This window comes from Micromonospora parathelypteridis, assembly GCF_014201145.1.
Classification (GTDB): domain Bacteria; phylum Actinomycetota; class Actinomycetes; order Mycobacteriales; family Micromonosporaceae; genus Micromonospora; species Micromonospora parathelypteridis.
In genome coordinates this window covers 6,273,214-6,285,221 of sequence record NZ_JACHDP010000001.1, presented here as the reverse complement: position 1 = coordinate 6,285,221, position 12,008 = coordinate 6,273,214, and the positions used below count along the sequence as shown (strand labels likewise).

The following is a 12,008-nucleotide window of genomic DNA, read 5'->3' as shown; positions in this document are numbered from 1 at the left end:
GGGGCGCAGCGGCTTGCACTTCAGCCACAAGTCAACATATGTTTACTTTAGGAGGGGCGGCCGAACGCCACGGGAGAATCACCCGCCGCCCGAGCCAGAGAGGACGCGTCGTGACAGCAGAACCGCCCGTCCCCGCGAGCAGTGACACTGCCCCACCATCGGGCGAACCGGCCCGCCGTCGGCGCCGCGACGCGAGCGAAACCCGGCAGCTCCTGCTCGACGCCGCCCGCCGGCGCTTCGCCCAGGATGGCTATGCGGCCACCACGGTCCGGGACATCGCCGACGACGCGGGCGTCAACGTCGCGCTCATCAGCCGCTACTTCGCCTCCAAGGAGGGCCTGTTCGAGGAGTGCCTGCGGGCCGCAGGCGACGAGCTGCGCCGAACGACCGGCCAGACGCCCGCCGACCGCGTCCCCGAGGCCATCGCCCGGCACATCGCCGACCTCGGCGCGGCGGGATTGTCCAGCCAGCTCGCGCTGCTGTTGCGGTCGTCCGGGGACGCGCGGGCCGACGAGATCCGGCGCGCCGTCCTGGCCCGTTCCAGCGAACAGTTGGCGGCGGCCCGCGGGTGGCGCCGCGAGGAGCCGGGCAGTGACCAGATCCTGCTCCGCGCCCAGATGGCGCTCGCCGCCGGCATCGGAGTCGCGGTGCTGCGCTCGTCGATCCGGCTGGAGCCGCTGAGCTCCGCCACCGAACAGGACCTGGTCGGCCCCCTGCGGGACCTGGTGGACGCACTGCTGCCACCGCGCTGACCGGGCCCCGGAAGCCCGGGCCAACCAAGCCAGCACGATCGGGTACGGCTGCCACCGACGGCAACAGCCGATCTCGCCCGTGTTGGGCGGGCCGTGAACACGGCCCGCCCAACACTGCTGCACCAGCGCCGGCTCAGTGCTAGCCGGTGACGGTGAACGGTCGGGCCACCGTCGTCGCGGAGGTGGCACCGGTCAGCGTGACGCTGGTCGCGCCCGCCTTCGCCGCACCCGGGACGCTGATCGTCGCGCCCGAGACGACGCCGTCACCATTCGCGCGCACGGTGCTGACCGCGAGGCCGTTGCCGAAGGTGATCGTGACCGCCTCGTTCGGTGCGAACCCGGAACCGTCGATCGTGATCGACGTGGCGCGCGGCCCGGAGAGGGTCGTCAACGCCACCCGCGGCTGGTACGTCCGCGCGACCTGCTGCTCGGTCACCTGGACGGTTGCCGTGGCCGGCGTACGGGAGGACGTTCCCGTCGCGGTGACCGCGTACCGGCCGGGCTGCGCGTCACCCGACGTCGCGACCGAGGCGCGAACCGTTCCCGCCTTGGACGCCGTGACCTTCGTGGTCCGTGCCGGGTTGGTGCCGACGGTGACGGTCACCTGCTCGCCGGCCGCGAACCCGCTGCCGTCGACGGTGATCGCCGCACCGGTGGTGACGGTGCTGGCGGCCGACAGCGCGATCGCCGGCTGGGACCTGCCACCCGCCACGGTCACGGTGAAGGACCCGGTGCTGCTCGACAGCGTGTCCCACGCGGTGACGCGCACCGTGTAGGTGCCCTCCCGCGCGTAGGTGTGCTGCCCGCTCATCGCACCGGACGCACCGATCGTCACGTCGTCCGGTGCCGTGCCGTCACCCCACTGGACGCGGGCGTGGTAGCCCGTCGAACCGGGAACGCCGCCAGTCACCGAGCCGAGGTTCGCCGCGAGATCCTGACCGGCGCTCGCCGTCTGGTCCTTCGGGGCGACGGTGGTGAGTGCCGGGGCCGGCGTGCCGTCGTTGGCGACGGCGAACACGTGGATCCGGCCCGCCGAGCGGGGGTCGCCGGTCTGCGTCGGCAGGGTCACCGACACCAGCGTCTTGCCCGCCGGGATCTGGTACGGCGCGGTGGCGAACAGGAACGGCTGGGCGCCGTCCCGGCTCGTGCCGTACAGCCGGTACGCCGTCTTCGCGACGACGATGTTGCCGTACGACGGGGTGCCGTTGGGGTTGCCGCCCAGCGTCCAGTCACTCAGCTGGATCGGGATGCTGGCCGTGGTGCCGTCGCTGAACGTCGCCGTGCCGGTGGTGCTCTGGTTGCCCTGCGTTCCGGCGCCGACGAAGGAGATGCTCCTGGCGTCGTCCGGAAGGTCGAGCACGATCGTCGCACCGTTACCGGTGGCGTTGTCCGGCTGCCCGGCCGGGATCACCGGCAGCGTGAACTGCAGCGCCGTTCCGGGGACCTGCTGCCGCTGACCCTGGGTCGCGCCGCCCGCCGCCAGGGCCGCCCGCGAGTACGCCCACGACTTGGCGTCGCAGTCCGCCGCGAGAACCCCTTCGTCACCGACGCAGACGGTGTCGAACGCGGCGGTGAGACCGGAGTTCGGGGCGTACCCCACCTCGACGCCGACCGTCGCGGAGCTCTGGCTCTCCCCGTCGGTCACCGTGACGCTCGCCTGGTGGTAGCCCGGCGTGGCGTAGGTGTGCGACCCACCGATGCTGTACACGGCCCGCGAGCTCAGCGTCACGGTGCCCTCGGTGACCGGCGTGCCGTCACCCCAGTCGATCGTGGCCTGGTAACCGCTGGCGGTGCCGCCGGTGACGGTGGCCAGCGGCCCCGAGACCGGTACGCCGGACATCGCGTGCACGCTGCCCGCGGCGGTCACCGTGATGTCGCCTCCCCCGAGGTCGAGGTCGCCCCCGGCGAGCAGCTCGATCTCGGCCACGTTGGTCTGCGCGGCGCCGACGGTCTTCGTCACCGCGAGACGGAACTGCGTGAACCGGCCCGGCTTGTCGATCGTGTAGGGCCGGGTCTGGTTACGCCACGGGAACACCTGGTCCTTGCGCGAGTCCACAGTGGTCCAGGTGATGCCGTCGTTGGAACCCTGCAGCCGCCAGTCGGCCGGATCGCCCGCACTCGCCCCGGACGTGACGGTGTAGTAGGTCGGCTTCTGCTTGCCGCCCCGGAAGGCCCAGTTGATCTGCGGCGTCGCCGAGGTGAAGGTGAGCTGCGTGGTCGACGAGTCGTCGAACAGCTTCGACGCGTCCTGACCGTCGGTCGCGGTCGCGGTGCCGAGACCGGGGCCGGTGGTGTCCTGCAACGGCTCCGGCGCCTTGTCACCCTTGGTCAGCGACGGCGGCGCGTCGTTCTTGCCGCTGCCCCACGACGACGGGTTGGGGCCCATCTGGAAGTCGATGGTGCCGCCCTTGGCGAGCGCGGCCACATCCAGGGACAGGCTGCGCTGCTTCTTGCCGTTGACCTTCACGTCCTGCACGTAGACGTTGCGGTTGCTGTTGTTCGGCGCGTTGACGACGATGTCGCCGCTGCGCCGGTGCACGGTCATCTTGGTGAACTGCGGCGAGCCGATGGCCCACTGGGACGACCCGGCCTGCAGGGGGTAGATGCCCAACGAGCTGAGGATGTACCACGACGACATCTCGCCGTTGTCCTCGTCGCCCAGGTAGCCCTGGCCGATCTCGCTGCCGACGTAGAGGCGGCGCAGGATCTCCCGTACCGCCGCCTGGGTCTTGGCCGGCGCGCCGGCGAAGTTGTACATGTACGGGATGTGGTGCGACGGCTGGTTGCTCATGCCGAGCTGGCCCATCCGCACCGCGCGCGCCTCGATCATCTCGTGGATGATGCCGCCGTACCCGCCGGGGCGGTCGGCGTTCTCCGGGGTGGAGAAGAAGGCGTCGAGCTTGTCCCGCAGCGCCTTCTGCCCGCCGTACAGGTTGGCGAGGCCCTGACCGTCCTGCTGTGCGGTGAACGCGAAGTTCCACCCGTTGGTCTCGGTGTAGACGCCACCCCAGTCCAGCGGGTCACCGGCGAGGAAGTTGCCGGCGGCGTCGCGACCCTGGAAGAGCTTCGTCTTCGGGTCGAAGAGGTGGACGTAGTTCTGGGCCCGCTCCAGGAAGTACCGCGACTCCTCCTTGAGCCGGGCACGCTCCGACTTCGGCGTGGCCGGGTCCTTGGCGAGGGCCGCACCCATGTTGCCGATGCCGTAGTCGTTGATGAAGCCCTCCAGCGCCCACGACACCGACTCCCCGGTGGAGGTCGGTGTGTAGCCGAGGAACAGTGAGGTCTCGATGCCCTTGCGTCCGACCGCACCGCGCCCGGACGCGACGGTCGCGTCCTTGACGGCCGCGTTGTACGCCGCGAGCGGGTCGGGCAGTTTGACCCCGGTGAGGTACGCCTGGGCCAGGGCCACGTTGGCGCTGGTGCCGGTCATCAGGTCGGCGTAGCCGGGGGAAGACCAACGGGCGATCCAGCCGCCGTCGCGGTAGTGCTGGACGAACCCGTCGGAGATCTTGGCGGCGATGTCCGGGTACAGCAGGGCGTAGGCGGGCCACACGGTGCGGTAGGTGTCCCAGAAACCGTTGTTGACGTAGATCTGCCCGTCGACGATCTTCGCGCCGGTCTGCGTGGGGGTCGATGCGCCGGTCGGCGCCGAGACCGGGCTGGCGTACTGCCAGCGGGGTGCGGCGGCGGTGCCGGTGTTCTCCGACTGCGAGTTCGGGTAGAGGTTCAGCCGGTACAGGTTCGAGTACATCGTGACCAGCTGCGCCTCGGTGGCGCCCCGCACCTCGACCCGGCCGAGCCGGTCCTTCCACGCGGCCGTAGCGGCGGCGTGGATCTGGTCGAAGCTCCTACCGGTGACCTCCAGGTCCAGGTTCCGGCGCGCCTGCTCGACGGAGAGGAACGACGTCGCCAGGCGCATCGTCACCTCCCGGCTCGCGGAGACGTCGAAGGTGGCCGACGTCGCGGCGGATGCCGTCGGGGCACGGTCGAAGGCACCGGACACGAACATCCGGCTCCGACCGGCCGACAGGCCGCTGCCGTTGTCGACCCAGCCGGTGAAGGTGCCGTCCGCGCCGATGGTGAACGTGCCGTTGTGGAAGACGAGGCTTCCGGTCGCCTGCCCGGACGGGAAGGTGAATCGCATGATCCCGGCGTGATCGGTGGGCGACATCTCCGCGATCAGGCCGTTCTGCAGCGCGACCCGGTAGAGGTCCGGCTGTGCCGTCTCGTCGTCGTGGCTGAAGGCGAGCGCACGGCTGGCGGGCTCGCCGGTGAAGGATCCGCCGCCGACGACCGGCATGACCGACATCTGGTTGCGGTCACCCATCCACGGGCTGGGCTCGTGGGAGATCGCGAGGCCCTGCAGCATGGGCAGGTTCGCCTCGTTGTTGATCCGGTGGTACTCGTACTCCCACGAGTCGGAGGTCGCGTCGGTCACCGGCGTGAAGAAGTTGAAGCCGTTCGGCACCGAGGTGATCGGCAGGTTGTTGCCGCGCGAGAATCCGGACGTCGAGTTGGTGCCGCGCCGGGTGTCGACGTAGTTGGTCAGCTTCGAGCCGTCGATCGGCACCGGTGCGGCGGTCAGCTCGATGTCGTCGAGCCAGCCCTGGAACCGGGTCTCCCCGGTGGCCTGCGGGTTGTCGTACGCGAGCAGGATGCGGTCGATCGTCTTGCCGCGTGCGACGGTGCCGAGGTCGGCCTGCACCAGGTTCCACTGGTCGGCGTAGAGCACCTTCGAGGCGCCCTGGCCGGGGCCCGTCAGCGGGTAGCCGTGCTGGTCGACGGGCGAGCGCCCACTCAGGTAGCTGCCGTCGGTGAAGTGCAGGTCGACGGCGGCGTAGGTGGACGGGTACCGGGCGTCCCCACTGGTGAACTCGGGGAAGAGCTTGTACGACAGCCGGGTCTTCGGGCCGACCGGGACGTTGACGTCGAACAGCTTGTTGGTCGCGTACGAGCGGCCGTTGCCCTCGGCACCGCCTGCGTAGCGCAGCGCCGACAGTCCGGTGAATCCGACGTCCGGCTTCGTGGTGTAGCCGCCGTTCGGGCCGGCGGTGGCTTCGCTGACCATCGGCGTGGCCGGCGGGCGGACGTTCGAGCCGTCGCTGATGTTCCAGTCGGCGAGCTGCACGATCGAGTCACCGGAGTTCGCCGTGACGTTCAGCCGGTAGTAGCCGTAGGCGTTCGTGTTGGTGAAGCTGTAGGTCTTGGTGGCGAAGCGGCCGCTGAACTTCTCGCCGGCTCGCTTGTCCAGGTCGGTCCACGTGCTGCCGTCGTTGGACCCCTGCACGACGAAGTCCTTGGGGTCCCGGGTCGGTGCGTCGTTGGCCGCCGTCAGCGAGTAGCGCACCACCTTCGCGGGCGTGGCGAGCTGGTAGGTCACCCACCCGCTCGACTCGAACATGAGCCACTTGGTCGACGGGTCGTCGTCCTTGAGGTTCGCGGCGATCTCGTTCGGCGGGTACTCGGCGCTCGCGGTCACGGTGCTGACCTGGCCGAGCAGACTGCCGGGCAGCGTGGTGACCTTACCGCTGAGGTTCGCCTGGACCGGCTTTCCGTTCGCGCCAAGCTCCACAGTGCTGGTGGCGGGTTGCGGGTCGGCCGACTCGAACGAGGAGCTGAAGTTGCCGGGCGTTGCCGAATTGGGAGCGGCCTGGGCCAGGGGCGCGGCGACGAGCAGTCCCAGCGGTAGCAGGGCGGCTGTTGTCGCGGCGATCAGTCGGGGTGACAGGGAACGCGCATGGGGGGAATGCGACATGAAAGACGGAGCCTTTCGACTCGAACCGGTCGAGTACGTCGAAGGTCTGGGTAGGGAAGACCGTGACTGTGGTGGTGATGCTGTCGAACGGGTTGGGGTTCGGGCCCTGACATCGTTGTCATGAGGTTCGTGAACAACGCGAGTCGGGGCAGTGGACTGTCGCTGATAGTTCCGGGCGGACGGCGGCCGTGTCAACGGGTTGATCGCAGCGAAACACGCCCGCCTCCGCCAGCACGGGCTACCGCCTACCGGGCCTCGGCATACGCCGATCAGCGACGTATGCCGAGGCCAGGCCGGGTATCAACAGGAGAGATTGCCTCCGGCGGGCACGCCGAGGATGCCGACGAACTGCTGGTACCTGGCGATGCGGCTCTGCACCTGGGCGGGGTTTCCGCCGTTGCACTCGATCGAGCCGTTGATGCTGCGGATCGTCTGGCCGAACCCGGCACCGTTGACCATCGCATTGTGGGCGGTCATGGTGCCCGGCCCGTTCTGGGTCATCCAGTACCAGATGCCGGTCTTCCAGGCCACCGCGGCGTCGTTCTGCACCAGCCACGGGTTGGTCAGCAGTGGCAGGTTGAGGGCGATACCGGCGGCGTTGTAGTTGAAGTTCCAACTGAGCTGGATCGGCCCCCGCCCGTAGTAGGCGGCCTGCCCCGCGGGGCAGCCGTAGGGCTGACCGGGATCGCAGTAGTGCGGGTAGTTCGCGGTGTTCTGCTCGACGACGTGCACGAGACCACCGGTCTCGTGGTGCACGTTCGCCAGGAAGGCCGCGGCCTCCTGGCGCTGGACGGTGGCGCTGCCGGTCCTCGCGAACGCCGAGTAGGCGCTGAGGGCGGCGACGAGCCCGGAGTAGGTGTAGAAGGAGTTGCGGCCCGGGAACATCTGGTTGAACTGGGCTTCGGTGACCACGAAACCGCCCGGATTGGTGGGCGGCGTGGTGGTGGGCGGCTGGCCGCCACAGGTGTAGGGCTCCCAGTACCAGGTGCTGACGACGGGGTCATAGCCCGGATTGTCATGCTCAGCGATGTAATACAGACCGTTGGTGTATCGCACGATCGCCCCGGTGGCGTACCAGGTCCCGGCGGCCCAGTTCGGGTAGCTGCAGGTTCCCCCGGTGGGCGGCGTGGTCCCTCCCCCGCATGCGCCCAGATCCTCCCAGACACCTGTCGTACCCGGCGGCGCCTCGTTCTGGGTCCACCACTTCGCCCGGTAGTTGCGGCCGTTGTGCGACACCTGGGCGTCTCCCCAGTAGACGGCCGAGGCCTGCCAAGCCGCCGAGCAGGCCGCCGCCGACGCGGCGGTCGACGGGATGACCGCGACCAGTCCGCCGGCGACGATCAGTGCCGCCAGCGCGACCAGCGCGCGCAGTCTCACCATGTGATCACTCCCCTTCTGGGACATCTCTGGCCAACAGGCTGGCCAGCCATAGATGGGAATGACTGTAACATCTTCTGTTCACAATCCTTACTATTGCGGCGCGCAGCGGGCAGGCCAACGTCATCAGCTTCCGTTAGTTTTTCGGATCAGGCGACCATGACCCTCCCCGCTCAAGATGATCGATTGGACACCCGGCGGCCGGTCACCCGCAGCCGGCCATGGCAGACGGCCTCGGCCACCTTCCGGGTTCTTCCGAAGGATTCCGGAAGTTGTTGACGTGCTCGAATTCTCGCTGTAATACTTCGATCCATTACGATCGATGCGTTGGTTTCGTGACGGTTTCGGTCTGACCTCCCCACTCACCCACACCTGTCCGGACTGTGCTGCCCCATGCCGGGGCGCGTCCGGGCCCGCGAGAAGGGGCACCAGATGAGCAGGTTCTCTCCCAGCACGGCTCGGTGGTTGGGGCGGTGGCGCGCGGTACTGGCCATCCTCGCCACCACCGTCGCGACCGGCGGCGTCGTACTCGCCGCCACCTCGACCCCATCGAGCGCCGCCGCCTGCAACGGCTACGTCGGCCTCACCTTCGACGACGGCCCGACCGGCAGCACCAGCGCGCTACTCAACGTCCTGCGCTCCAACGGTGTACGGGCCACGATGTTCAACGTCGGGCAGAACGTCCAGAACAACCGGTCGGCGGCACAGGCGCAGGTGTCCGCCGGCATGTGGGTCGCCAACCACAGCTGGAACCACGCCCACATGACCTCGATGAGCCAGGCGCAGATGCAGTCCGACCTGTCCCAGACCAGCTCGGCGATCCAGTCGGCCACCGGCAGCCGGCCGCAGTTGTTCCGACCGCCGTACGGGGAGACCAACTCCACCCTTCAGTCCGTCGCGTCCTCGCTCGGGATGCGCCAGGTGATCTGGGACGTGGACTCACAGGACTGGAACGGCGCGAGCGTCAGCCAGATCGTGTCCAACGCGAGCCGCCTCCAGGCGGGTCAGGTCATCCTCATGCACGACGGGATCCAGAACACCCGCGACGCCATCGGGCAGATCATGGCCAACCTCACGAGTCGCAACCTCTGCCCCGGCATGATCTCGCCGTCCACCGGCCGCGCGGTCGCGCCCGACGGTTCGACCCCGCCGCCCAGCACCGGCACCCCGCCGCCCGCCACCGGCACCCCGCCGCCCGGCGGAGGCAACTGCACCGCGACGGCGACGACCCCGAACGTCTGGGGCGACCGGTACAACACGTCGGTGACGGTCAGCGGCGCCAGCACGTGGACCGTGGTGGTGGCCATCACCGCACCGCAGCGCGTCACCACCATCTGGAACGGCACCGCCACCTGGGACAGCAGCGGCACCGTCATGACGATGAGGTCCAACGGCAGCGGCAACACCTTCGGCTTCACCACGATGACCAACGGCAACAGCAGCGCTCGTCCGCAGATCCGCTCCTGCACCGCAGGCTGACCCACTCGGACCGACTCGGTGTGCGGCGGGTGCCCGGCTTCCCGGGCGCCCGCCGCGCCTGCCGTGCGGATCAGGTGGCACTAGCCTGCGTTGATGCGACACACCCTCACACCGGGCGACGGCACCCTGCACGGCCACTTCTCCCCCGATTTCGCGCCCGTGCTCACCGTCGAACCCGGCGACACCGTCACCTACCGCACCCTGGACTGCTGGTGGTCGGCCGGCCCGTATCCCGGCGGAACGCACCGGGACCGGCCCCGGGTCCCGCAGCACCAACCCGACCACGGGCACGCCCTGATCGGTCCGGTCGCGGTCCGCGGTGCTCGCGCTGGCCAGACCCTCGCGGTACGCATCGACGCGGTCATCCCCGCCACCTGGGGCACCACCGTGGCCGGCGGCTGGCCCAGCAGCTTCAACCAGCGGTACGGCGTCGAGCAGGACGGCGTGGTGCATTCCTGGGAGTTGGACCCGGTCACGATGACCGGCCGCAACCAGCACGGCCACACGGTCGCGCTGCGGCCCTTCATGGGTGTGCTCGGCATGCCGCCCGCCGAGCCGGGGCGTCACTCGACGATCCCGCCGCGCGCCTGCGGTGGCAACCTGGACTGCAAGGACCTCACCGCCGGCAGCACCCTGCTGCTGCCGATCACGGTCGACGGCGCGCTGTTCTCGGTCGGGGACGGGCATGCCGCACAGGGCGACGGCGAGGTGGGCGGCACCGCCATCGAATGTCCGATGGACGAGGTGACGTTGACCTTCGACGTCCGCGACGACTTCCCGGTCACCGGGCCGGTGGCGCGCATCGCGGACGCCTGGCTGACCCAGGGTGTCGGCGCGTCCCTCGACGACGCCACCTTCATGGCCCTGGACTCGATGCTGACCCTGATGCAGCGGTTGCACGGCCTCAGCCGCCCGGACGCCGTGGCACTGGCCAGCGTCACGGTCGACGTACGGGTGACGCAGATCGTCAACCAGACCGTCGGCGCGCACGCGGTGCTCCGTGACGACGCGCTGCGCTGGCCGGGCCACTGACCTGCCCAGGTTTCGAGGAGCCGATTGTGTCGGGGGTCGCCGTTAGCGTGTGGTCACTGTCGCCGCGCCGGCCACCTCGGGCCGGTTGCTGACCCCTCGGAGGCCCCCCATGTCCCAGGAGACGACCTACCTCGAACTGTCCGAAGTGGACGGTGCGCACAAGTTCTACGAGGTCATCGTCGACAACGCCACACTGACCGTGCGCTTCGGTCGGATCGGCGACCAGGGGCAGGTCAAGGCGAGCGCCTACCCGGACAACGCACGGGCCCGGGCCGCCGCGGCGAAGAAGATCGGGGAGAAGGTCCGCAAGGGCTACTCTCCGGCGGTTCCCGGCGTCCGACAGAAGCGCACCGTCTCCCGGCGGCAGATCGTCAGCACCCGCTCCACCGCCCACACCGCACCGGTGCTCTGGCGCTACGACTCCGGCGCCCCCGCCTTCGGCATCTTCGTCGACGGGCGGCACTGCATGGTCGGCAACGAACACGGTGTGATCACCACCCTCGACCACGACGCCCAGGTGCGCAGCCAGGTCCGTCTGCCCGACGGCGTGAAGTGCATCGTCGCCGACGACGCCTGGATCTACGCCGGCTGCGACGACGGCAACGTCTACGACCTCTCCGGGAAGGTCCCCCGAGTGGCGTACGCGATCGCCCCGGAGATCGACATCTACTGGCTGGACATCCACGACGGCGTCCTGGGTGTGTCGGACGCCGACGGCGGGATCACCGCGGTCGACCATGAGGACGAGTTCCTGTGGCGCAGGCCCGGGCGGGGGCGCTCGGCCTGGATGGTGCGGTGCGACACCGACGCGATCTACCACGGCCACTCGCAGGGGGTGACCGGCTACGAGTGGCGTACCGGCCGCGAACTGTGGCACACCAGGACCGGTTCGGTGCTCTTCGGCTGGCAGGAGCACGGCAGCGTGTTCGCCGGAACTGGCACCCGCGAGGTGGTGCGGCTGTCCAAGGCCGGTCGGCTCGAACGCAGCTACCTGTGCGACGCCCCGGTGTTCTCCTGCGCCACGGCGGAGGGCGGCCGATACGTCTTCGCCGGTGACAGCCAGTCCTCGATCTACTGCTTCGACGCGGCGGGCACCCGGCTGTGGAAACTCGGCACCGGCTGCGGGTCGGCGTACTCCATGCAGTATCACGACGACCGGCTCTACGTCGTCACCACCGGCGGCCATCTCGCCTGCATCGACGCGAGCGAGCCGGCCATCCGTGCGGCCCAGGCCGGGGACGTGCCCGAGGTGCGTGACATCAAGGCCCCTCGTCAGGCACCACGGCCCGTCGAGCCGACGATCGTCGAGGTGACCAGCGACGCGGGCGCAGGCGTGGTCGTGCAGTGCCTCGACGATCGGGGTCGGTTGCGGGTTCAGGTGCTGTCCGACGGCTACCGGCGCGACTGGTCGGTGCAGTTCCCCAAGGGGATCCGCGAGCCGGGCGCCCGCTATCTGGTGACCGAGGTCCGCGAGTCCAGCCGTGGCGGGTTCTACCGGGCGTTCGGCGACATCCGCCGCCTGCGCTGAGCTGCCGCTCGCCGACAAGGCGTACACCACACGCCCGTGCCGTGGTGGGCCGATCCGCCGACGCGGCGGGTCGGCCTGGTTGACA

The 12,008-nt window shown here is 69.7% G+C and carries 6 protein-coding genes; 4 read left to right on the top strand and 2 right to left on the bottom strand.

Annotated elements, in window-relative coordinates; all coding sequences use genetic code 11:
* Positions 1-110 precede the first annotated feature (110 nt).
* Complete coding sequence (locus HNR20_RS28175; protein ID WP_229687268.1) at positions 111-752, top strand: TetR/AcrR family transcriptional regulator; 642 nt, start codon at positions 111-113, stop codon at positions 750-752.
* A 139-nt stretch (positions 753-891) separates the two neighbouring features.
* On the opposite strand, the gene HNR20_RS28170 is transcribed toward HNR20_RS28175, so the two are convergent.
* Positions 892-6,507: a GH92 family glycosyl hydrolase gene (locus HNR20_RS28170; protein WP_184185972.1), complete on the bottom strand. Its 5,616-nt coding sequence runs from the start codon at positions 6,505-6,507 to the stop codon at positions 892-894.
* A 300-nt stretch (positions 6,508-6,807) separates the two neighbouring features.
* Entirely contained in the window at positions 6,808-7,887 is a 1,080-nt protein-coding gene (locus HNR20_RS28165) for a glycoside hydrolase family 19 protein (protein ID WP_184185969.1), read from the bottom strand.
* A gap of 429 nt (positions 7,888-8,316) precedes the next feature.
* Here HNR20_RS28165 and HNR20_RS28160 point away from each other — a divergent pair, with 429 nt between their 5' ends.
* The 3 genes from HNR20_RS28160 to HNR20_RS28150 all read left to right on the top strand — a co-directional run bounded on the left by HNR20_RS28160 (position 8,317) and on the right by HNR20_RS28150 (position 11,923).
* On the top strand, positions 8,317-9,363 hold the full coding sequence (locus HNR20_RS28160; RefSeq protein ID WP_184185966.1) for a polysaccharide deacetylase family protein: 1,047 nt from the start codon (positions 8,317-8,319) through the stop codon (positions 9,361-9,363).
* A gap of 93 nt (positions 9,364-9,456) precedes the next feature.
* Positions 9,457-10,395, top strand: coding sequence for an acetamidase/formamidase family protein (locus HNR20_RS28155; protein ID WP_184185963.1), 939 nt, complete (start codon positions 9,457-9,459; stop codon positions 10,393-10,395).
* A 109-nt stretch (positions 10,396-10,504) separates the two neighbouring features.
* The gene (locus HNR20_RS28150; protein WP_184185960.1) at positions 10,505-11,923 is read left to right on the top strand and encodes a WGR domain-containing protein; all 1,419 of its coding nucleotides are present in this window, start codon (positions 10,505-10,507) and stop codon (positions 11,921-11,923) included.
* Positions 11,924-12,008: the final 85 nt, after the last annotated feature.